This window comes from Bacillus sp. FJAT-42376 (assembly GCF_003816055.1).
Classification (GTDB): domain Bacteria; phylum Bacillota; class Bacilli; order Bacillales; family Bacillaceae; genus Metabacillus_B.
On record NZ_CP033906.1, the window covers coordinates 2,693,851 to 2,715,152 of the forward strand.

At 44.9% G+C, this 21,302-nt stretch carries 22 protein-coding genes and 1 other RNA gene; 5 read left to right on the forward strand and 18 right to left on the reverse strand.

What is annotated here, in order from left to right; genetic code table 11:
* Positions 1-165: 165 nt before the first annotated feature.
* The 10 genes from CEF21_RS13510 to CEF21_RS13555 form a co-directional block, all read right to left on the reverse strand.
* Positions 166-2,094: an ATP-dependent DNA helicase gene (locus tag CEF21_RS13510; protein ID WP_123917178.1), complete on the reverse strand. Its 1,929-nt coding sequence runs from the start codon at positions 2,092-2,094 to the stop codon at positions 166-168.
* Positions 2,095-2,243: 149 nt separating this feature from the next.
* Positions 2,244-2,435 carry a hypothetical protein gene (locus tag CEF21_RS13515; RefSeq protein ID WP_123917180.1) on the reverse strand — a complete coding sequence of 64 codons (192 nt, stop codon included), beginning with the start codon at positions 2,433-2,435 and terminating at the stop codon, positions 2,244-2,246.
* A 57-nt stretch (positions 2,436-2,492) separates the two neighbouring features.
* Positions 2,493-3,635: a THUMP domain-containing class I SAM-dependent RNA methyltransferase gene (locus tag CEF21_RS13520; RefSeq protein WP_123917182.1), complete on the reverse strand. Its 1,143-nt coding sequence runs from the start codon at positions 3,633-3,635 to the stop codon at positions 2,493-2,495.
* A gap of 135 nt (positions 3,636-3,770) precedes the next feature.
* Positions 3,771-4,163, reverse strand: an RNA gene (gene rnpB / locus CEF21_RS13525) — RNase P RNA component class B.
* Between the two features lie 94 nt (positions 4,164-4,257).
* On the reverse strand, positions 4,258-4,554 hold the full coding sequence (gpsB, locus tag CEF21_RS13530; protein ID WP_123917184.1) for a cell division regulator GpsB: 297 nt from the start codon (positions 4,552-4,554) through the stop codon (positions 4,258-4,260).
* Between the two features lie 96 nt (positions 4,555-4,650).
* Positions 4,651-5,199: an SLOG family protein gene (locus CEF21_RS13535; protein ID WP_123920238.1), complete on the reverse strand. Its 549-nt coding sequence runs from the start codon at positions 5,197-5,199 to the stop codon at positions 4,651-4,653.
* Positions 5,200-5,255: 56 nt separating this feature from the next.
* Entirely contained in the window at positions 5,256-5,480 is a 225-nt protein-coding gene (locus tag CEF21_RS13540; RefSeq protein ID WP_164462190.1) for a CotD family spore coat protein, read from the reverse strand.
* A 353-nt stretch (positions 5,481-5,833) separates the two neighbouring features.
* A complete protein-coding gene (locus tag CEF21_RS13545) occupies positions 5,834-7,063 on the reverse strand; it encodes a DUF6340 family protein (RefSeq protein ID WP_123917186.1) in 1,230 nt (409 codons plus the stop codon).
* Positions 7,032-9,332: a DEAD/DEAH box helicase gene (locus tag CEF21_RS13550; protein ID WP_123917188.1), complete on the reverse strand. Its 2,301-nt coding sequence runs from the start codon at positions 9,330-9,332 to the stop codon at positions 7,032-7,034. Before CEF21_RS13550 ends, CEF21_RS13545 begins: the two co-directional genes overlap by 32 nt.
* 115 nt (positions 9,333-9,447) lie before the next feature.
* Positions 9,448-9,948: a PTS sugar transporter subunit IIA gene (locus CEF21_RS13555; RefSeq protein WP_123917190.1), complete on the reverse strand. Its 501-nt coding sequence runs from the start codon at positions 9,946-9,948 to the stop codon at positions 9,448-9,450.
* Positions 9,949-10,134: 186 nt separating this feature from the next.
* Between CEF21_RS13555 and CEF21_RS13560 the strand changes: the two genes are divergently transcribed.
* Positions 10,135-10,575, forward strand: coding sequence for an Hsp20/alpha crystallin family protein (locus CEF21_RS13560; RefSeq protein ID WP_123917192.1), 441 nt, complete (start codon positions 10,135-10,137; stop codon positions 10,573-10,575).
* Between the two features lie 227 nt (positions 10,576-10,802).
* Positions 10,803-10,943 carry a hypothetical protein gene (locus CEF21_RS21310; protein ID WP_164462048.1) on the forward strand — a complete coding sequence of 47 codons (141 nt, stop codon included), beginning with the start codon at positions 10,803-10,805 and terminating at the stop codon, positions 10,941-10,943.
* A gap of 34 nt (positions 10,944-10,977) precedes the next feature.
* On the opposite strand, the gene CEF21_RS13565 is transcribed toward CEF21_RS21310, so the two are convergent.
* Positions 10,978-11,436, reverse strand: a complete 459-nt coding sequence (locus CEF21_RS13565; RefSeq protein WP_123917194.1) for a YppG family protein — start codon at positions 11,434-11,436, stop codon at positions 10,978-10,980.
* Positions 11,437-11,620: 184 nt separating this feature from the next.
* Here CEF21_RS13565 and CEF21_RS21315 point away from each other — a divergent pair, with 184 nt between their 5' ends.
* A complete protein-coding gene (locus CEF21_RS21315) occupies positions 11,621-11,788 on the forward strand; it encodes a hypothetical protein (protein ID WP_164462049.1) in 168 nt (55 codons plus the stop codon).
* 164 nt (positions 11,789-11,952) lie between these two features.
* On the opposite strand, the gene CEF21_RS13570 is transcribed toward CEF21_RS21315, so the two are convergent.
* The 3 genes from CEF21_RS13570 to CEF21_RS13580 form a co-directional block, all read right to left on the reverse strand.
* Positions 11,953-12,315: a DUF1798 family protein gene (locus CEF21_RS13570; RefSeq protein ID WP_123917196.1), complete on the reverse strand. Its 363-nt coding sequence runs from the start codon at positions 12,313-12,315 to the stop codon at positions 11,953-11,955.
* 49 nt (positions 12,316-12,364) lie between these two features.
* Positions 12,365-12,607: a hypothetical protein gene (locus CEF21_RS13575; RefSeq protein WP_123917198.1), complete on the reverse strand. Its 243-nt coding sequence runs from the start codon at positions 12,605-12,607 to the stop codon at positions 12,365-12,367.
* A 527-nt stretch (positions 12,608-13,134) separates the two neighbouring features.
* A complete protein-coding gene (locus CEF21_RS13580; RefSeq protein WP_123917200.1) occupies positions 13,135-14,130 on the reverse strand; it encodes a DUF2515 family protein in 996 nt (331 codons plus the stop codon).
* A 117-nt stretch (positions 14,131-14,247) separates the two neighbouring features.
* Here CEF21_RS13580 and recU point away from each other — a divergent pair, with 117 nt between their 5' ends.
* Both recU and CEF21_RS13590 read left to right on the forward strand, forming a co-directional pair.
* Positions 14,248-14,850: a Holliday junction resolvase RecU gene (gene recU / locus CEF21_RS13585; RefSeq protein WP_123917202.1), complete on the forward strand. Its 603-nt coding sequence runs from the start codon at positions 14,248-14,250 to the stop codon at positions 14,848-14,850.
* A 54-nt stretch (positions 14,851-14,904) separates the two neighbouring features.
* Positions 14,905-17,544 (forward strand): PBP1A family penicillin-binding protein, encoded by a 2,640-nt coding sequence (locus CEF21_RS13590; protein ID WP_123917204.1) that lies wholly within the window; start codon positions 14,905-14,907, stop codon positions 17,542-17,544.
* A 24-nt stretch (positions 17,545-17,568) separates the two neighbouring features.
* Here the strand turns inward: CEF21_RS13590 and CEF21_RS13595 are convergent, their stop codons facing one another.
* From CEF21_RS13595 to asnS, 4 genes are all read right to left on the reverse strand, one after another.
* A complete protein-coding gene (locus CEF21_RS13595; protein WP_123917206.1) occupies positions 17,569-18,105 on the reverse strand; it encodes a YpoC family protein in 537 nt (178 codons plus the stop codon).
* Positions 18,095-18,742, reverse strand: a complete 648-nt coding sequence (gene nth, locus CEF21_RS13600; protein WP_164462280.1) for an endonuclease III — start codon at positions 18,740-18,742, stop codon at positions 18,095-18,097. The genes CEF21_RS13595 and nth overlap by 11 nt, the downstream gene beginning before the upstream one ends.
* Positions 18,743-18,787: 45 nt before the next feature.
* Positions 18,788-19,489 (reverse strand): DnaD domain-containing protein, encoded by a 702-nt coding sequence (locus tag CEF21_RS13605; protein WP_123917210.1) that lies wholly within the window; start codon positions 19,487-19,489, stop codon positions 18,788-18,790.
* A 203-nt stretch (positions 19,490-19,692) separates the two neighbouring features.
* Complete coding sequence (gene asnS, locus CEF21_RS13610; protein WP_123917212.1) at positions 19,693-20,985, reverse strand: asparagine--tRNA ligase; 1,293 nt, start codon at positions 20,983-20,985, stop codon at positions 19,693-19,695.
* Positions 20,986-21,302 lie beyond the last annotated feature (317 nt).

Genomic DNA, 21,302 nt, shown 5'->3' on the forward strand with positions numbered 1-21,302 from the left:
TTCCCACTTTTAGATTAATCGATGAATGAATGGGATGTCAATTCATCCACAAATCGAAATAAGGGAGCAAGCTTCTGATGGCAGGTGCAAAAATCAACATCACGCTTTAACAGAGCCAAAGAAAAAGAAAAACGGCCCTAAAAGAGCCGTTCTCGGTTAATTCATCTATTCTTTATGTGAGGGTGCTGTCGGGAGAACGTCCTGTATCGCTTCCAATGTCTCCTCTGACTGCCCTTCATTTATAAAAATTTCAGCCGTTCCGGTGTCATTTCCGGAGCGGATCAGGCGGCCTAAACCTTGGCGCAGCCTTAAAATCATGTAAGGCAAGTCCACTTGTTTGTATGGGTCCGGCGAATGGTTTCGTTTAGAGTTGAACACCGGATCGGATGGCGGGTACGGCAGGGCCCAGATAATCAAATGGGACAGTGATTCTCCCGGAACGTCCAGTCCTTCCCAAAGATTGACGGTACATAAAACAGAATGGGTCTCTCTTTGAAACTTTGAAACCGTTTCGCTTATTTCATTATCCCCTTCATAATAAACAGGGAAATGAAAAGATTCTTCTCCAATATGCTGTCGAAACCATTGCATCTCTTTTACCGTCGGGAAAAGAATGAGTGATTTCCCTTCGTTTTTCACGATGGATGATTTTATTTTTTCTGCCTTTTCTTCATTGCTTATGCCGTTATACAAAGCCAGGTTCATTTGCTCTTCGTAATCGAATGGCGAATCAACGGAAAAAGAAAGAAAATCGGATATCCCGAGACTGCTTGCCATATAATCAAATGATTTTCCGCTTGAAAGAGTGGCTGAAGAAAAGATAACCGGCTTGTCACTGCTGAATACTTTTTCCTTCAGGACTTCTTCTACCGTTCTCGGCATGATCACGAGACATAAATCCCTATCCTTGCTTTCTGTCCAGGAAACCGCGTGATTGCCTTTGTTGAACAGCTGAAAGGAGTATTCCATTTGTTCAAGAGTTTCTTCTGCTATTTTTAGTTCAAACGGATCGATTGTATACAGCTCCCCCTCGAATACAAGGGCTTCGCCGATTTGCTCAAGAGCAGACTGGAGCTGGACTGCTTTCCGTTTTAATTTTTCACTCTGTTTTATCTCATATCGTTCGGAATCCGGGGCCATGACTGAGGCCTCTTCCAGCTGGCTGAAAAAATCATCATTGATCATCAGCGCTTCTTCTACCAGGTTGGCGAATTCTTCTCTGATTTCATTCTGAAGCAGTCTTTCCAGGCTCGCTTCCAGTGTGCTTTTCCTCACTCTAAACGTTAGCGCCTTCTGGGCAGCGAATTCCAGCAAGTGTCCTTCATCAAAAACCACACTGCTATGCTCTGGAAGAAACGGCAAGTGTCCTTCCCGTTTGCGTGAATCAGCAGTCCACACATGCTCCATGTAAAAGTCATGAGAACAGATGATCAGATCCGCAGCTTTTCGGTAATGATCCCTTGAGAGTGTCAAACCGCACCGCTGGCGCAGCTCGCAGGTCTGACAGTCCTGAAACGGATCCCATGAAATGCGCTTCCACTCCCCGTCCGACACTTCCGGGTACATTTTCCGGTCCCCGTACGGTGTATAGCGCTGCAACCCAGCAGGCTGGTGGACAAATTGCGGCAAATCTTCGTGAATTTGATCGAACTTTTCGTTGTCTTCCCTCTTCACGGCATCTTCAAGCTTTTTGACGCATAAATACTGATCCTGCGACTTGCTTAATCTCGCATCCACCGTCAAATCCAAGTGCTTGGCAATTTTACGGATATCGCCCTCTTCTTTGACAAGCTGCTCGATTAATGTTTCGTCTGCACAGGCAATAACAGCCGGCTTTCCAGTATATCTTGCATAAGCAATCGTAAAGAGCAAATACACGAGCGTTTTTCCTGTTCCGACCCCGGCTTCAGCAAAGATCGTTTTCTTTTCTTTAAAAGCCCGTTCAAGCTGAAAAGCCATAAAAATCTGTTCATCTCTTAAATCGAATCCTTTTTCGGGCAAAATATCGTAAAAAACGTCCCCAATCCAATTGGATAACCCTTCATAAAACGTTTCTTCTTTAGAAATAGGAAAAGGCAATCGAGCAGTTGTCATATATAAACACCGTTCCTCTTTGTGAAATTCAGAATTTTAATTTTACCACGATGTTCAAACCACTGCAACCGGTATACATAATAAAAAGAGGACCCGGGATACGGCCCCTCTTCAATCCTGCTAATTGATCCATCATCCATGAATGTCTTTCACCGGTCATACAGTGTATGAACGATTAATTTTCTTTCAATAGAAGAAGCGTGGGACATTGCCTGAAGCAAATCCTCCCTGGCCGTTCCGATCGATTGAATTCCTGCCTGTCCGGCTCCCTGCTCAGATAATTGCTCATATGTCCGATTCAGCGCTCTCGTAATCAGCTGAAAGTCTTCATTGCCCAGCATAAACGGCTCCACTCCTTTTTGCACAGTTACTAGCAGTTTATGCCGGGCTTACGTATTTTATACGTTTCTTGGAGGCCTAGGTCCCCAATATTGATAATAATCGGTTCGGATAAACCCGTTGAACAGTTTTCGTTTTTTTGTCGCTTTTTTCCCGTAGAATTTCTCAAACTCAGGGTGTGAGGTCAGCATATAGACAGACCACGTATCAATCCCATCGAATGCCTGTCCCATTTCCCGGTACATTTGCTCGACCTGTTTTTTATCTCCCAGTCTTTCTCCGTATGGAGGATTGCCTACAACCACACCATATTTCAAGGGAGAGGTAAAATCCCTGACCTGCATTTGCTTGAATTGAATCAAATCAGACAATCCGGCCTCTTCCGCATTTTCCTTTGCGATTTCCACCATGCGGTGATCAATGTCGCTGCCCTGAATCTCAAGTTTCTGGTCATACCGGGCGAGGTCTTCCACTTCCATTCTCGCCTCCTGCCAGATGCTCTTGCCGATCCAGTCCCATTGTTCGGATGCAAAGTCACGATTGAAGCCCGGTGCAATGTTTTGTCCAATCAATGCCGCTTCCATGGGAATGGTGCCGGAACCGCAGAACGGATCTGCAAATGGTTTATCGGCATTCCAATTTGTCAGCATCACCAAAGCCGCCGCAAGCGTTTCTTTAATAGGCGCTTCCCCCTGGGCTATCCTGAATCCGCGTCTGTGGAGCCCGGTTCCGGAAGTGTCCAGAGTTAATGTACAGATATCTTTATGCAGAGCCACTTCTATTCGGTACAGCGGCCCTTTTTCTTCAAACCATCCGGATTGATGGTTATAATGCTTCTTCAGTTTTTCCACGACCGCTTTTTTTACGATACTTTGGCAGTCAGGTACAGAAAACAGTTTGGATTTAACGGATTTTCCGATAACCGGAAACTCCGCATTCTCCGGTATGTAGTCGCCCCAGTTTAACGCCTTTGTCTGTTCAAACAGATCATCAAATGTTTCCGCTTTAAACTCGCCGACTCTGATTTTAATCCGGTCAGCCGTGCGAAGCCATAGATTGGATCGGGCGATCGCGCGGCCATCCCCTTTGAAAATGACTTTTCCGTTTTCTGTTTCATATTCATATCCAAGATCTCCAACCTCTTTGGCAACAAGGGATTCAAGACCCATGGCACAGGTGGCAATCAGGGTAAGTTCTTTCATATTTACAGCTCTCCAATCTATCAGATGGCGGCGCCCTCATAACAGACGTCCGTACATATTGTAACGAAAAAGCTCCCCTTTCACAAGGAGAGCCGGAACAATCTTCATATTGTGGGTAACTTTTACCTAATAACGTTCGATAAGCCATGTTTTGTTCCTTCGTACTGCAAACGGCTGTCGCCTCGTACTCAGGCGGCAATCATCTATCTACAGAGACCACGGTCTCTGTCTTTCCCTTCGTTCAATTCCTCCGGGAAAATGCCCCTACCATTATTTGGGTTTCTCGCTCGAGGGGTTTACCGCGTTCCACTCCTGCAATTTCTTGCAGGACTACGTCACTGTGGCACTTTCAGAGTAGTTAAGCCATATTCCGTACGGAACTTAGGCTTGTTCCCCGCCGTTAGCCCAGAAATTCCGGGCTACCCTGGCTTATGAATTCGCCAGGCACGAACACTACGGGCATCTCAGCACCGTGCGAGCATGGACTTTCCTCTGCAGCCCTGAAGACTGCAGCGATTACCTGAACGTCATTATTTAGTTAGCCGCTGTTAACAGCAAAACTCATTATAACTTGTTATGATAAAAAAAACAAGAGCCTTTTTGGAAGATGAAAGAATATGTATCAGTCGTACAGTTTGCTTCCGAAAACATGTTTTTCAAGATTAGACAGCCGTTTGAGAATATCAAAATTTGTTGTATTTGTCTGGGAAGGCTGTTTTTTATACGCTTCCTCCAGCTGCTTCTTCAACCGGAGATTTTCCTGCTGAAGTTCTTCAATCTCCTGATGGAGTGTTTCATAATCCTTAATTATATAATCAAGGTATTTATCCACATCTTCCTGTCTGTATCCTCTTACAGAGGTTTTAAATTCTTTTTCAAGTATGTCTTTTGCCGTCAGCTTCACTTTATCAGAAAGCATCTCTTTCACCCCGATCGAAAATGGTTACTTCATATTTTTTCAGAAATCCTTCCAATTGTCAATTTCCCCATTAAAGTATATTTTTAAACAAGCTCTTTATTCATCTTCCTGGAGTTCTTCCACAATATTCTGAAGGTCATAAAAACTAAAGGCTCTAATGGTATATTCGTTTTGGGATTTCATTTTACGGGCGGTTTCCAGCATAAATTGCGGAGAACCCGGTTTTTCTTCGTCATAAATAAGCAAAAGCCCATCGGTTTTCTTTATAACAAACTGATTTTTCATCATAAACTGCTTCGGGTTTTCATATGGACGTTTTGTAATACTGTCAACAAAATCAGCTTCCATCAGAACCCTTTCATATTGCTCCTTGTTCGAGTCCTTCCACCTCTCTTCCTGATTAAGGAACGGAGTCAGAACAGCAAGGTTCAGCTGCGGATAGTCCAATCTTAATTCAATCACCACTTCCGCCGCCCACAGTTCCACGCCAAGCTGACCGGAAATGATGACCCATTCCAGTCCTTCATCAAGGAGAACTTTCAACTCCTTTTCAATTAACTTCTTTATGTAAAAAACAGCAGGGTGGCTTTTTGTAAAAACACCCAGCTCATGCGGCTTGTATCCTGTAATGGCTATTGTTTTCATCATCATCACCTGCAAAATAAGTAAAGGAGCTGAAACAGTCAGCTCCTCCCTGAATCTTAGCGTGGTCCTGGACCGCCGCAGTTAAAGTGCTGGTGGGAAACCTCATTCACAGCAGATTGAGTTTGCGGATGATAGTGCAGATGCTGATACATTTGATGGTTTACAAATGTAGTATGCTGAGGATGAATGTGGGGCACTGCTGTTGTTGAAAATGAATTTTGCACACAGCACTGGGTAGGGTGCACAATAGGAGGCATCATACATGGTCTTCTTCCAAACATTTCTTCCACTCCTTTAGTTGATCATCTTGCTTTCCATACAAGTTATGTGAAAAGGAGTGTACATGTACTATTATAAACACCTATTTTTTTGTGCAAATTACAAATACGCGTAAAACGTTTCCTTAAAAGCAGAGAAAACATAGACCGTTACAATCAGAACGATAAAAAACAAATAGAATACACCTTTATACATTTGAGCATTCTCCTAACAGATGATTGGCTTACAGTCATCTATTTTACATGGTTCTGCAGCATTCTACAATTAATGTTTTGATTTGTTTGAAAATGTCACAAAAACGTTAAAAAATTGGCGGATTTTCTCATTTCCTGCGCTTGCCCGGGGAATAATTTCTTCATAATTTCCCTTTAAGGCGTTCGATTCGTTTCTGCCCATCCTTCAGTGCCCGGTCGATTCCGGCGGTTCCAAGAAGCCGCTGCCGTTCTTTTACTTGAAACAAAGCCTTTTCTGCCCACTTAAGCGCCGTTTCAGGATTTTTCTCCACATGTTCATAATACATTGCCAGCTGAATGCAGGAATGAATGCTTAATTTCCCGGGTGCTCCCGCAGCAATTTCTTCCCACGCTTTTACAGCGGGAATCCAGTCTTTATCTTTTTTTAGTTTTGCCGCCACCTTGAATTTGGCCTCGTTTGACTTTTGATGGCCTTCCTCTGCAATCTTTTCGTATTCATTCATGGCAGTCCGCTGTTCACCTGCTGTTTCAAACCACCTCGCAATTTCATATTGCTCCACCTCATCCCGGGTATTTCCCGATCCGATATTAAGAAGGATTTTTGATAAGTGTGTGTACAGGGTGATCAGGGTTAATACGTCCAGTTCGTTATGCTTCATGATTCCTTCGAGGACCGACTCATCCCCTGTCTGCACATAATGCTGGTAAATGATCGGCGCCAGATACCCGGGAACATCGTCTTCCCTGTGTATTCCCAGTATTTCCGATTCCACATTTACAAGCTTAATTGGAAAGTCCCTATGCTTCCAAAGCCTTCTGGATGCATGATATAAATCGAAGTGTCCGAAGGATGGAAGTTCCGGTACGAAATCCCGGATCAGTGTGTGTCTCGTTTTTACCTGCGGCCAGTCGAATGATTTTCCATTATAGGTAACCAAAGTGGTGATATCCACGTACTTCAGGAAATTCTGATAGAGCGCAACCTCATGCCCCGGCTTTGGGAGCAGATGCTGGCGGATGATAACCTCATTATCTGTGAATGAGGCATGTCCAAGCAGAAAAATCATGTTTCCTGTCCCTCCGCCAAGTCCGGTTGTCTCCGTATCGAAAAAAAACAAGTCTCCCGGACTGTGCCCCTTTGAAGAAAGCGGATGGTTCAGCATGCTTTCATTCCAGTCCGATACAGCCTCCGCGCACTCCTTAAGCTTGTATAATCCGTGCCGGTGCTCAAGAGGATAGACGGACTCGCGCATCAGACAATAATCATCCCCGTACCTGACTTCTGCCAATCCGGAAGAACTTCTTTCCGCCGCAGCCGGTATAGGGGCGGTTTCTTCCTGTTCTTTAATTATATGATGTTTAAGTCTGTTTAATTTGTTTTTTAAAGACATGATCTTCCCTCAAATCATTTAAAAGAGTCAGCGTGTCGCGCTTTTGAGAATCCATGCTGCCGTCAGTGCCGATGCAGGACGGGCACCCGTGCTCGCAAGGACATTTAAAGATTAGTTCATAGCTTTCTCCAATAAGCTCATGAAATTGTTCAAAGATCTTTTTGGAAAGACCTACTCCGCCAGGATACCGGTCATACAAAAAGACCGTTGGCCGTTCATTGTGAGATGCTTTAACCTGGGATACAACATGAAGGTCGGAAGGGTCGCACATCACCTTCAGCGGGGCTATGTGGCGGAAAACATTGGCCATCCCCATAAGCGCTTCTTCAATCCGGTCCTCTCTCCAGTCCCGGTTCTCCATATGGAGACTCAGCCAGGCGGCATTCGTGTGCAGAATTTCCTCGGGAAGAGATATTGGACCGGAGCCGATGTTTTCATGGGTATCAAATTTTATCTTCTTAAAGATGGTCGCCATTGCCTGTACAGCCGCATCTCCAAATCCCGTTTCATATTCTGGAGCCTGGCTGGATAAATCGGTTTCCAGCACCTTTAAATGAACAGCTAGATTTGCATCGGTATAATAATCCGTCTTTACTTCCCTGACAAATGCCTTTTTTTCTTCCCAGTCTAAAAATTCAACCTGGAATTGAATGCCCTGATGCAGATAGATTGCCTCATCATGCAAAAGAGTCATGGCGCTGAAACGGTCCATCTCTCCGATAACTTTGACGGCCGATATGTCCGACTGATCAATAATGACGACATTTTCCTGGGAAGCGGACCTTAAAGAGATGTTGTGGGCGGGAAAAGATGCATTCATCCAGTGAAATTGGCCTCTGTTCCGGACGAGAACGTGTTCCTCGGCAAGGTAATCAAGAATCTCTGTAATGTCTGCCTCCCCGAATGTATCCTGCTCGCGGAAAGGAAGTTCAAATGCCGCACACTTAATGTGATCCACCAGCACAATTAAATTATCCGGATCAATAACCGCCGTTTCCGGATTTTGATTGAAAAAATAATCAGGGTTCTGGATGATGTACTGATCCAGAGGATTGGAGCTTGCAACCATGACAATGAAGGCTTCTCCGTGGCGCCTTCCCGCTCTGCCTGCCTGCTGCCATGCACTGGCAATCGTTCCGGGATACCCTGTCATTATACACGTTTGCAGCTGACCGATATCCACACCAAGCTCAAGTGCGTTTGTGCTTACGACTCCGATAATATCCCCTGAACGCAATCCTTTCTCAATCTCTCTTCGCTGCTTGGGCAGATAGCCGCCCCGGTAGCCTCTTATCGTTTTAGGTCCGAGCTTTTTCTTAATCAGTTCCTGTAAATAGGTCAGGATAATCTCTACCCTTACCCTGCTTCTCGCAAAAACAATCGTCTGAATGCCATTGCTCAGGAAATGGCCGGCAAGGTCCCTCACTTCAAGCGTTGCACTTTTCCGGATATTCATTGCCTTGTTCACAATCGGGGGATTGTAAAACACAAAATGCTTTTTCCCCGAGGGTGCACCGTTGTTATCAATGAGTTCCATGGCACTTCCCGTCAGGCGCTCACCAAGTTCCTTCGGGTTGGCAATGGTCGCGGATGTACATATGAATACAGGCTCACTTCCGTAATACCGGCAGATCCGCAGCAGGCGCCTCAAAACATTCGCCACATGGCTGCCAAATATTCCTCTGTATGTGTGCAATTCATCAATCACAATGTATTTGAGATTCTCAAAAAGCGAAATCCATTTTGTATGGTGGGGCAGAATGGCAGAATGGAGCATATCAGGATTCGTCATCACCACATGGCCGGCTTTTCTGATTACCTGCCTGATTGCAGGTGACGTATCCCCATCATAGGTATAAGAATGAATGTCCGCATCCATCGCCTGAATGAGTTCATTGATTTCGCTTTTTTGATCCTGTGCCAATGCCTTTGTCGGAAAGAGATAAAGGGCACGGCTGTCCGGTTTTTCCATAATGCTTTGCAGCACCGGCAAGTTGTAGCAGAGTGTCTTTCCGGAAGCCGTCGGGGTAACGGCCACAAAGCTCCTTCCATTCCTTGCTTCTGTATAGGCTGTTTTTTGATGCGTATAGAGTTCATGAATTCCCCTCGTATGAAGAGCTTCCAGGAGCTTTGGATGCAAATCCTCAGGCATAGCTGCCGTTTTCGCCTCTCTCGGCTCAATCGTCCTCCAGTGCACGATTTTATCTTTGAAGGCTTCATCCTTTTTCAGCCAGCTTACTAGCTGGTCCAGTGTTTTTTTCTTAAACAAAACGATCACCTCTTTCCTGCTATTGTATCGAATACACGTTCGTTTTAAAAGTTTTTTATCAGGATGTCCACGCTAAAAAAAAAGAGCCCCTTCCCGGGCGCTCCTGTATTTTCCTTTATTTAGCTGTAACATTGAAGATTTTCGTTTGTCCTTCCACTGTATCCTGCGAATCCATTTTCTCAACGGACTGAAGAATATCTCCATTTGTGATCACAATCGGAGTGATGGTACTGGATGCTTTTTCATTAATTAAGTTTAAGTCGCATGTAATCAGATGATCGCCGGCAGACACCTTGTCGCCTTCCTTCACGTGGGCTTCAAAGCCTTCGCCGTTCATTCCCACTGTTTCAAGGCCAATATGAATGAGAAGTTCCATGCCTGTTTCAGAGCGGAGTCCAATCGCATGTTTTGTGTGAAAAAGCTGGATGACTTCTCCATTAACAGGGGAAACAACCTTTCCTTCTGCAGGAATGATCGCCGCGCCGTCTCCCATCATCTTTTGTGAGAAAACCGGATCCGGAACTTCCTCCAGTGATACAAGCTTCCCTTTCATCGGGGCAAAGACCGTTTCATGTTTTGAAGCTTCTTCTTTTTTTCCAAATAGTTTTTTAAACATCGGGATTCCTCCTACCGCAATGGTCATTATTAAACATACCCTTGATTGGTGTCCATAAACACGCTTTTCTGCAAGAACTTGTATGTACAGGAATATTAAAGCATAAAGGACGCTGTGATTCAATCAATAACCTTTTCTTTTCCTCTGCATATTGTATGGTAGCCCAAAAGAAAGGCGTGAGCTGCATTGAAGGAAAAAAACCAAAAAGACAGCCATTCAGAATTGATCAATTTTGACGGAGATTTGACACAGGCAGTGGATTATTTTTTTAACTCCTCACCAGTGAAGCATTTTTTAAGGCAGTTTGAAGATATGCTGCTTCAAAACGCCTCTTTTCCGTACATGGATATTGAAACATTTGATTCTGATGAGGAAGTGATCGTCGAAGCGAACCTTCCTCCTGTTGCGATGGAGGATATCGAAATCGATATTACCGGGCGGACATTAACACTGGAAATTGATCATAAAGTACAGCATTCCGAGAATAAAGAAGATTTTTACTTTTCCCAATCGACCACCTACAGTCATTTTTCAAGATCCGTTTATCTCCCTGCCGAAGTAGATGACACCCAAATGATTACAGCTTTTCATAATGGAAAGCTCCTCATACGCATTCCAAAAAAATGACGCGCCGGGCGCGTCTTTTTTTTTGCTTACTCTTTCCTAACCCACTGTACCGTAGAGTCAGACAATTCCATCACAGGTAATGAATCCATCCCCTTTAAGATTTCCCGTCCATGAATGGTCCGGGCTGATCCGCAAATACTACAAGAGGTGAGTGCAGGGTCGCCTGTTTTTACGGAGCACCCTCCCGCCAAGCACTTTAAGACCCGTTCAGAGGAAGAAGGCAGGATATGATGGAAAAACGTTCCCTTTTAAAAACCTATTCCGATACAGATGCTGAAAAAGTAAAACAGGCGAACGCCAATTCAGGCTTGTCCTACCGGGAGACAATAAACAGACTCGCATCTGAATTTCAGATGAAACGGCAATAAATGGACCTCCAGGAGAACCCGGAGGCCGCTTTAGCTATTTAAAAAAGCCGGTAACGCCTTTAAACAAAGAACTCATTTGATTAACCGCACTCATCATCTGCCCGGCTGTGTCCATCATTTTATTGTAGTCATATTGTCCATTCGGTTTCTTGAACTGGGACATAACGGACTGCATACCGCCCTGCGGCTGCTGTTTTGGGAACGGTCCCTGTTTTGGGTATGGGTACGGGTATGGAGATTGAGGCTGAAAAACTGTATTTGGAGTAAATTGGCCGAGATTCTGCATATACGGCAGCGTAGGTGTAACTGGCTGATATTGATACAGCGTTTGGTTATAAAAAGGATTCGCCTGCTGATAGGCTTCATATGGATAAGCGTGCTGCTGAGGGCTCTGCTGGTAATTGAATCCCCAGCCTGCTTCTCTGCTTCCGCGTCTCCGCTTTATTCTGGGAGCTGTTTCAGATGTACCATCTGTGCCATACGGATAAAACATTGGGTTTTCCCCTCCTACACTGATTAATCGCTGGTCCATTCTGTACGAATGACCGGACGGATTGGGCTAATAACCATTTTATTCAATTTTTCCGCAAAGGTTCTTTTAAAAAGCAAGAGTTGATAAATCAGGAAAAGCTTGCATCGCAGTATTCAAAAATACGCTTTGGAGGAAGGAGGGATGGATGATGGGAAGAGGCGAACATTTTAACCACAAGCAAAAGGGACACAAACCGGAACAGCCGGCATATGGAAAAGACGTTCCGGCTAAACAGCATGAAGCTACAGGCTATGCAATTGAAACGACTGCATCAGCGGATCACGGTCCTGTTCAAGTGATATCTGAAAAATAAAGCTCTGATTGCAGCTGGCAGTCGTTCGCTTATCCATGGGCGGGCTGTGAGTCTCCTCCTGGTTTCGCCTGGGCCGCTTCTTAGCCCGGAGTCTCTCGCCATGGTCTTAAATATCAGCAACATGCTTTAAAATAGCAAAAAAAAAGCCTGGCCGGAATACCCGGTCAGCTTTCTTTTTTAATGAGCCAGTCAATGACTGAATTCACCACATAATCAATGGATTCTTTCGTGTTTTTATAGCGCACCGACTTAGCCTTCGGATCAAAGGATTGGAGAATCTGCTGCTCGATATTCGATACAGCCGATTCCAGCTGTGATGGATGAATATGTTTAGGACGGTCGGTTTTATACCGCTCTTCTATCAATTCCTTCCATTTCACAGCAATTCGTGAGCCCTCTTCAAAAACAGGCTTTATATCTTCATAAAAATCAAATGGACGTTCTTCCGCCTTGTTTTGTAAATAACGTTTCATTGATTCGTCGTTTATTTGTTTCACCTTATAGGATAATTCCAATTCGATATTCAAACAGGTTCACCTCTTCAAATATCATATCAGAAACGGTTTAGGAATGAAATCAGGTATTCAGGCCAAACGAGATCTCCCCCGGCCATACACGTTCAGCCGATGCGAGACGAGCCGTGTATTCAATATTATCCATCGTATCCATTGCCGCACATGTTTTGGCCGTAATGGACAGTTCCTTTTTATTACTCTCTGTCATGATTGCTGTCCCCATTTTTTCCTCAAGCCTTCTCATATCCTCTTCAATTTCTTTAAGAAGCTCCTCAATTTCACTGCGGTCGATCAATTTCTCCATGTCCGATCACTCCTTTCATGCTAATAGACATTCTCTCTTTTCCCCCCGCTCCCTTCCTGTTTGACAAAACTAGAAGCGTTTCGGCAAACAAAGAAATAAGCTCCCCCATTCCCCTTTCATTCGACAGCCTGCAAAGCGGCAAAAAGAATGAAATTTTTTTAAAGGTAAACAATAGAATACAGGAGGTGCGAACATGGAAAAACAAAAGCCAGCGCAAAAAAAGGAACAGCAAGAACGAAAAACCGGAGATAAAAAACTGGACGGACCAAATCGTCCTTCCGTATAAAGTTTAAAGCTTCTCTCCCTTTTTACCATTCGATTGTTTTGGCTGATTTCTGCTCCAGGCTGCTTGTTCATTTGGCGGGCGGTGAGCCTGCCCGGCGAATTTGCACATGCCGGGTCTCACCTGTCCTGCTGCTCATAGCACCTTCTGCTCCAATCAGCCAATATCAAGTAGGTTCAAAAAAAATAAACCTCCTGAATGCCATGAGCGTTCAGGAGGTTTTGGTTTTCATTATTTCCTCCCTTCAAGACTTTTCAGACGGCCCCTTTTTTTGCATCGTCCAAAATTCCTTCAGCGAGGAAATCAGCTGAAGCTGATTCCGTTTTTTACGGTGCCATTCCGTCAATTCGCTCCGCCCGTTAATGCGAGGGGCTTTGTAAAACCGGGATAAATCTTGTCCGTGAAACCAATTTCGCTTTGTCTCGTCTATATGATGAGAAACAGCAGGACAGACCATCCTTAAGATCGGAGACTGCCTTTTGCGCTTGTTTTTAAAATAGGCTTCGTAGTCAAATCTGGAACCTGTATGCGGAGCTTTAGCGGCAAAGGAATAAAAGTCGCTGCTCCATTTACTTTGAAACAGCAGCCAGGCCAGTTTTTTGCCGAGTTCTATTCTCGCTGCCGGGTTCTTAAAATCATAAACAGAAAACCCGAACAGGTGCCCGTCCAATGTCGGAAAAAGAACAGTTGAAAAATGGAACATATCCTGGAAGCGGTATACGAATGATGTAAAAACAGCTTTTTTAAAAACAGGATGACAAATAATGGGATGATGAATCAGGTGCTGCTCATTAATGATAAGCGACGTGAGAAGGTTCACCACGCTATTATCCTTCCAAAAAGATTCCCATACGGAAATCATAAACGGGGACACCGAAAAGGCCTTAAGGAGATGAAACAATGGAGTACCGGCGGATTTGGAGTACTCATAGACCAGAAGCTGCGGATAGGCATCGGAAAAAATCAGCCAATTGGCATCCTCATAGGTTAAAAACAGCTGATCCCGCATATTTTGATTAAGCGCAGCCGTGAAACAGGCAGTGTGCAAGTCTGTCATGTTGTATCCCGCATTGCGGGATACCATGCTTGCAAGAAAAGCCCATTGAATTTCCGGATTTCTCCTATAATAATGGAAATACGCATTTGTTCTTGAAATGTTATCAAAATTTGCACACTCTGTTCTCTCTTTTATAAGGGCCACGAGCCTGTTTTCTTTTCTTAGATCATATTCAATACGCATCCTTTCACCTCCGTGACGGTGCTTATAATGACAATCATGGGAAAAATCTCATTTTTTTATGACAAGGAACTTTTTTCTGATATGATAAGATATAGTCTTTGCCATGGGAGGGGAAATATGACTTATCGGTATCCTAACGGTAAAATATATTCACCGGCGGAAAAAGAGAGAGCTCCTGCAGCCAGGAAAAGCAATTCGATTTACAGCAACAGAGGCATGACGCTTGAAGAGGATTTAAATGAAACGAATCAGTTTTATCTGAATCGGGGAATTGCCGTTGTTCACAAAAAACCCACTCCAGTCCAAATCGTTAATGTGGATTATCCCCGCAGAAGCGCAGCTGTTATAAAGGAGGCTTATTTCAAACAGTCATCCACTACAGATTATAATGGGATTTATAAAGGCCGATATTTGGATTTTGAAGCAAAGGAAACAAAAAATGCGTCCTCATTTCCGCTCCAGAATTTTCACGGACATCAAATATCCCATATGAAGCAGGTTCTCGATCAGGACGGGATCTGTTTTGTCATTTTGTCCGCATTCGGGAATATTTACCTGCTTCCGGCCAATCATCTGATTGGCTATTGGAACCGCCGTGAAAGCGGGGGACGAAAATCGATTACGAAGCTGGAAATTGAAGAAAACGGCTTCCGGATTCCGCTCGGCCTGCATCCGAGAATCGATTATATTAAAGTTTTAGATGCACTTTATTTTAATTAGTTTCGTACATGGTTAAAATACAATCATGGTTTCGCAGCGAAAGGTAGAGATCAAATGTCAGATAATTATCAGAGTCGTGAAGAACGAAGAAGGGCCTCAAAACCCGGCAAACAGAAAAAAACTCCTAAAACCCGCAAAAACGGGCCTTTATGGAAGAAAATAGTTCTCGGTGTACTGGCAGCATGTATCGTTTTAATGATTGCAGGAGGCGTGGCCTTTGGCGTCATCGTCGCGAAGTCCCCTTCCCTTGACCAGAAGAAGCTTAAATCCATCTACACTTCCCAGGTGTATGATAAGAATAATGAAAAGCTCTTTGAAATTGGCGGCGAAGAAAAACGGACCTATGTTGCTTATAAAGATATACCGAAGAACGTGGAAAACGCGTTTTTGGCTACAGAAGATGCCCGCTTTTATGAACACAGCGGAGTCGACTTCATCCGTCTTGGCGGAGCCGTTCTCGCAAACTTTAAAGAAGGCTTTGGAGCAGAAGGCGGAAGTACAATCAGCCAGCAGGTGATCAAGAACTATTTGCTGACCAATGAAAAATCCGTGCAAAGGAAAGTCCAGGAAGTCTGGCTTGCCTTCCAGCTTGAGCGGAAATTTTCCAAGCAGGAAATCATGGAATTATATTTAAATAAGCTTTATTACACCGGCAACACATACGGAATCGGAAAAGCGGCAGAGAACTTTTATGGAAAAGAAGTAAAAGATCTGACATTGGATGAAGCCGCGATGCTTGCAGGTATGGTTAAGGCTCCGAATAATTACAACCCGCGCGTTGAGCCTGAACGGGCAACACAGCGGAGGAACACCGTGCTTAACTTAATGGCGAAGCATGGCTTCATCACAGAAGCGGAGGCTGAAAAAGCCAAACAGGCGGATGTTACAGCTGATATCGTTGCGCCAAAAGAGGATAAAAATCCGTACAAAGCATTTGTGGATAAAATAACAGATGAAATTAAAGACAAAACGGATGTAGAAGTCAGCTCTTCCGGTTTGAAAATTTATACAAGCATCGATCCTGATGCCCAGGATTATGTTAATCGTGTGATGCAGGGTGATGAAGTGAACTTGCCTGACAGTGAAGAATTCCAGGCAGGTCTGACATTGACAGATACGCAGACCGGAGAAATCAAGGCACTTGGAAGCCATGGACCGAAAAACGACTTTAACTATGCAACCATGCCAAAAAGGTCTCCCGGATCCACAATCAAGCCTGTTTTGGATTACGGTCCTGCGGTTGAATATTTAAAATGGTCGACCTATCATCAGATTACTGATGAAAAGTATCAGTACACCAACGGAAAACCCTTCAAAAATTTTGGGGATAATTACCACGGAAGAGTTTCTATCAGACAGGCTTTAAAAGGATCCTATAATACGCCTGCTGTTAAGACGCTTCAGGAAGTGGGATTGGATAAAGCGAAAGAATTTGCGCTGAAGCTTGGCATGCCGAGTGAAAATTTCTATGAATCCTCCGCAATCGGCGGATATGATTATGTTTCAAGTATGCATATGGCCGGTGCTTACAGTGCATTCGGAAATGGCGGAATCTACATTGAACCCCATGTGGTAAAATCGATCGAGTTCCAGGACGGAACGAAGATGGATCTTGCTCCGGAGCCTGTGGCAGCAATGAGTGATGCCACTGCCTTCATTATTACTGACATGCTGCGCTCCGTTATGGAAACAGGCGGAACGGGAGCCAAGGCAAACGTTCCGGGATTGGATATTGCGGGTAAGTCCGGAACTTCTAATGATGTCAGAGATTCGTGGTTTGTTGGCTATACTCCTTCCACTACCCTTTCAGTATGGACAGGGAAAGATAAAGGATTGAATGTCGACGCAGGCGAAAGCGATATAGCCAAGAAAATATTCAAATCCATAATGTCAGAAGTGGCTTCTGATGATAAATCAACTTTCAAAAAACCGGCAAGTGTATCAAAGGTTGAAGTATTAAAAGGATCTAATCCTGCAGCTGCTGCCGGACCTTACACACCGGACAGCGAAAAAACAACAGAGTATTTCGTAAAAGGCACTGAGCCTTCTGAGGATACGGAGCAATACACAGAACCTCCAAAAGAGGAAGAGCCTGAAGATGAACCGAAAACGGTGTCCAAACCGGACGTTTCCGTCAATTATGATCAGGCATCCAACGCGATTTCTCTCACATGGGGATACGATGAAGCAGAAAAGGCAAATGTTACATTTGAAGTGACACAATCCCAGGATGGCGGCCCTGGACAGGTGGTTACAAGCACGAAGGATACGTCCTTCTCGGTTTCCAATCCTCAGCCTGGGTCGACGTACCAATTTCAGGTAACAGCCATCCGGGACAGCGACAGTTCCCGCAGCGCCCCTGCAGCCGCATCGGTTACGATTCCAGCCGCGGAAGAAGAGCCTGCACCGGATGAAGGCGGCCAGACACCTGAGGAACCTCCTGCAGACGGGGAACAGCCTCCGGGTACAGAGCCTCCTGCGGGTGAGGAGCCTCCTCCTGGCCAAGAGCCACCGACTCCTCCAGCTGATGGCGGGAATGGCGGCGGCCAAGGTCAGGGCGGTCAGGGCGGTCAGGGCGGTCAGGGAGGCCAAGGCGGCCAGCAGCCAGGCCAGCCTGCTACACCGCCGCCTGGACAAGGCGGAACCGGCGGGACCGGCGGGACCGGAAATACCGGCGGAACAACGAATCAGTAAAATAGACTGCGAAAAAGCCGCTTGCTATTGCAAGCGGCTTTTTTCTTCCTTTATTTTCAGGAGAGCCATTTGTTTATGATGCATTTTTTCCAGCTCTTCAAAAAGCTGTTTTAACTGGATGAATGAGTGAAATTGAAGAGGATTATTCATAATATAGGATAGCCTATCTTCAACATTCACCGGTTTTCTTGTCAAGGGCCCGATGCTGCTGGATACAGACGGGGCGTGCTGTCCATTTATCCAGTGGATACAGGCTATAAAAGCGCTATAGGAATAACCCATCAACGCCAAATCTGCTTTCCCTCTTTTGTTTTGGAATCTTCTCTCCTGCTCTTCTTTTGCCGCTGACCAGGCCTTGAACAAGTGCTCAATGGGCTCCCTCCCATGATTCCACGGCTCATATGGAGCGGTTCCTTCATTTTCAGCGAGCATATCGAAAATCAGCGGGTATTTCCCGATTGTTTTAAGAGGATCCTCTCCCGGATCCAGGGATAATTCCGTTTCCTTCATCATAGCAGGCAGCATAAAGGACGGCGGAATGTTGAAGCGTTTATTTGGCATACTGGATAAGTCCTTTTTTCATTCTCTTTGTGCCTTCCCTGCACATGTGGAATAAAGGACACTCCGCACATTTTGGAGCCTGTGCCTTGCAATGGTACCTTCCGAAGAAAATCATGCGGTGATGGGTATCAGACCATTCTGAAGAAGGAATTTTTCGCATCAGCGTTTTCTCCACTTCCAATACAGAATCTTTCCATCTGCAGAACCCAAGTCTTTTGGAGACTCTCTCCACATGAGTATCAACCGCTATTGCCGGGATGCCAAAGGCTACAGACACGACAACATTTGCTGTTTTCCGGCCCACTCCGGGCAATTTCACCAGCTCGTCCCTGTCCATCGGAACCTCCCCGCCATACTGTTCCAGAAGAAGGGCACAGAGATTGCGGATATTTTTTGCTTTATTCCGATACAGACCAATCGAGCGGATATCTTGCTGCAGTTCTTCCAAGGTGACAGCAAGATAGTCTTCCGGTTTTTTATACTTGCTGAACAAGGATTTTGTTACTTTATTAACGAGCACATCCGTACATTGCGCTGAAAGGGCTACAGCGATGACAAGCTCAAAGGGATTATCATGGACCAATTCACAATGGGCATCAGGAAAAAGCTCCCCCATGGTATCGAGAGCTTCCCTCATTTGAATTTTTGTCAGCACGTCCGATCCTCCTTTCGACAGTCCCCTCTAGTTTTCGAGCCAATTATAGAATGGGACTTTTCTTTTATAAGGCTCGTTTGTATTTGAATCCGGCTGGCGAGTTTTACCCTGGCTTTGTCTGAATTGGCGGGAATGGGTTTTGGCTTGCTCAATCGATTTAATTCCATTTCTTTTCCACTCGAACAGAATTCGGTCAATGTACCGGAAATTGAGCTTTCCTGAGATGACCGATTCCCTTAATGCTGCTTTGATGATGTCGTGATCATGATGATCCTGATCGATCCAAATCCCAAGTGTTTCACATTCAAAAGGAGATAAAGGACGCCCGAATTCCTGCTCAAAAACAGAATAAAGGCTTTCTTCTGTCACTTCAGGCTCACACTCTTCTCTTTTCGCCTCTGTCAGGAACCGGTAAAGCTTGTCCCAAAGAGGTTCAAGAGAGTATTTTTCAAAACGGACGGATTGGATTTCTTCATCTTCGATTTTCAGAAACCCTCTCTGGATCAGGCTTCTGAGCATCATAGAGCAGTCCGGGGAAGAAGCAGACATTCTTCCGGCAAGCTCTTCCGGTGTAGGAAATGGCTTCCCCTGCTGGATATAGAGCTGCACCTGAAATAGAAGCAGCATTTCTGGTTCTGTGAGTCCGAGTTTTGGATAATTCAGCAGAAGGACACCGGGGATGGATAGAGACCCCTCTAACTGGACGGAAACAAACTGTTCTTTTTTCATTTTTATCCCCCCTTTTTAAATCGTTTTTGTCATGCTTGCTGTTCATTCCAGCTATAATTTAATCTTCTGGCTCAAGGATATGCTCCATAAGCCGCATCTGTACAGATCTCTTCCTGTCTGTACAGATGCGGCCATCATAAGATTCTCTTACTTATATGGCTGAAAAAAGTCTCCAATAATGGAGACTCTCGTTTGTTTGATTATTAAGGGTACAAACGGTTAAGCAGACGCGGGAATGGGATAGACTCCCGTACATGCTCCACTCCGCTGATCCATGCTACAGTCCGTTCTAATCCAAGACCAAATCCTGAATGAGGCACGGAACCATACTTACGTAGTTCAAGATACCACTTATAGGCGCTGCTATCCAATCCATGTTCTTCCAGGCGCTGCTGAAGCAGTTCCTGATCGTGAATTCTTTCAGAACCGCCTATAATTTCACCGTACCCTTCCGGAGCAATTAAGTCGGCACAAAGCACAACATCCTCACGGTTTTTATCAGGCTGCATATAGAAAGGCTTGAGAGAAGTCGGATAATGAGTAATAAACACCGGTTTGTCAAAGCTTTCCGCTATCGCTGTTTCATGAGGCGCTCCAAAGTCATCTCCCCACTGAACATCATCGAATCCTTTTTCATGAAGCAATGTTAGCGCATCATCATATGTGATTCTAGGGAATGGGGCTTTAATGTTTTCAAGCTTTGACACGTCCCGTCCCAGTGTATTCAATTCTAATGCACAATTTTCCAGTACGCTCTGAACGATGAAAGATACATAATTTTCCTGAACAACAAGGTTATCCTCAAACTCATAGAAAGCCATTTCAGGCTCAATCATCCAGAACTCAATTAAATGACGGCGTGTTTTTGATTTTTCAGCACGGAACGTCGGTCCGAATGAAAAGACTTTTCCAAGAGCCATAGCTGCTGCTTCCATGTATAGCTGGCCGCTCTGGGAAAGATAGGCATCCTCATCAAAATATTTCGTGTGGAACAGTTCGGATGTCCCCTCAGGCGCGCTGCCGGTAAGAATTGGAGGATCTACTTTAGCAAACCCTTCTTTATTAAAGAATTCATACGTTGCGCGGATAATCTCGTTTCTGATTTTCATCACGCTGTGCTGGCGTTTAGACCGCAGCCATAAATGACGGTGATCCATCAAAAACTCAGTCCCGTGCTCTTTAGGCGTGATCGGGTAATCTGTAGCCTCATGAATGACCTCCACGTTCGTTACGCCCATTTCATAGCCAAAAGGAGAACGCTCGTCCTCCCGGATGATTCCCGTCACATAAACAGACGTTTCCTGAGTTACAGATTTCGCTTTTTGGAATACTTCTTCCGGCACCTCAGCTTTAACGACTACACCCTGAATGAATCCAGTCCCGTCTCTTAATTGCAAAAAGGCAATTTTCCCGCTGGAACGCTTATTGGCAATCCAAGCTCCGATTGTCACTTTTTTACCTGTATACTGATGTACTTGTGATATGGTTGTTTTCAATTTCAGAATTCCCTCCACGGACTCTTTGTCCGAATATGTATGTTTTCTATTATACTAATCCTCTTCCCGGATGGTCAACAAGAGCCGGTTACGTTAAACGGGCGGTTTAACACCGCCCTCATCATCCCGCGCCATGCAGCTTCTTTATCCTTAGCTCTGTTAAACTTAGCTGTTGATTGCAGCTAGCAGGCCGTGAGCCTCCCCGCCGCTTTGCGTCCTGCTGCTCTTAGCAGGAGTCCCGCACCTTCCACTCCAATCAACAGGTGTTAAAATCACCATCAGGCTTTAACAGAGCCTTAAAAGCATTATGGAACTAT

Coding starts and splice junctions, on each gene's coding strand:
- CEF21_RS21315 (WP_164462049.1), top strand. CDS start 11,621: ATGATGGGAAGAGGCGAACATTTTAACCACAAGCAAAAGGGACACAAA.
- CEF21_RS13565 (WP_123917194.1), bottom strand. CDS start 11,436: ATGTTTTATCCGTATGGCACAGATGGTACATCTGAAACAGCTCCCAGA.
- gpsB (WP_123917184.1), bottom strand. CDS start 4,554: ATGCTTTCTGATAAAGTGAAGCTGACGGCAAAAGACATACTTGAAAAA.
- CEF21_RS13595 (WP_123917206.1), bottom strand. CDS start 18,105: ATGCCAAATAAACGCTTCAACATTCCGCCGTCCTTTATGCTGCCTGCT.
- CEF21_RS13535 (WP_123920238.1), bottom strand. CDS start 5,199: ATGAAAACAATAGCCATTACAGGATACAAGCCGCATGAGCTGGGTGTT.
- recU (WP_123917202.1), top strand. CDS start 14,248: ATGACTTATCGGTATCCTAACGGTAAAATATATTCACCGGCGGAAAAA.
- CEF21_RS13545 (WP_123917186.1), bottom strand. CDS start 7,063: ATGTCTTTAAAAAACAAATTAAACAGACTTAAACATCATATAATTAAA.
- CEF21_RS21310 (WP_164462048.1), top strand. CDS start 10,803: ATGATGGAAAAACGTTCCCTTTTAAAAACCTATTCCGATACAGATGCT.
- CEF21_RS13540 (WP_164462190.1), bottom strand. CDS start 5,480: ATGTTTGGAAGAAGACCATGTATGATGCCTCCTATTGTGCACCCTACC.
- CEF21_RS13575 (WP_123917198.1), bottom strand. CDS start 12,607: ATGGAGAAATTGATCGACCGCAGTGAAATTGAGGAGCTTCTTAAAGAA.
- CEF21_RS13510 (WP_123917178.1), bottom strand. CDS start 2,094: ATGACAACTGCTCGATTGCCTTTTCCTATTTCTAAAGAAGAAACGTTT.
- CEF21_RS13580 (WP_123917200.1), bottom strand. CDS start 14,130: ATGCGTATTGAATATGATCTAAGAAAAGAAAACAGGCTCGTGGCCCTT.
- CEF21_RS13555 (WP_123917190.1), bottom strand. CDS start 9,948: ATGTTTAAAAAACTATTTGGAAAAAAAGAAGAAGCTTCAAAACATGAA.
- nth (WP_164462280.1), bottom strand. CDS start 18,742: ATGAGGGAAGCTCTCGATACCATGGGGGAGCTTTTTCCTGATGCCCAT.
- CEF21_RS13520 (WP_123917182.1), bottom strand. CDS start 3,635: ATGAAAGAACTTACCCTGATTGCCACCTGTGCCATGGGTCTTGAATCC.
- CEF21_RS13605 (WP_123917210.1), bottom strand. CDS start 19,489: ATGAAAAAAGAACAGTTTGTTTCCGTCCAGTTAGAGGGGTCTCTATCC.
- CEF21_RS13515 (WP_123917180.1), bottom strand. CDS start 2,435: ATGCTGGGCAATGAAGACTTTCAGCTGATTACGAGAGCGCTGAATCGG.
- CEF21_RS13590 (WP_123917204.1), top strand. CDS start 14,905: ATGTCAGATAATTATCAGAGTCGTGAAGAACGAAGAAGGGCCTCAAAA.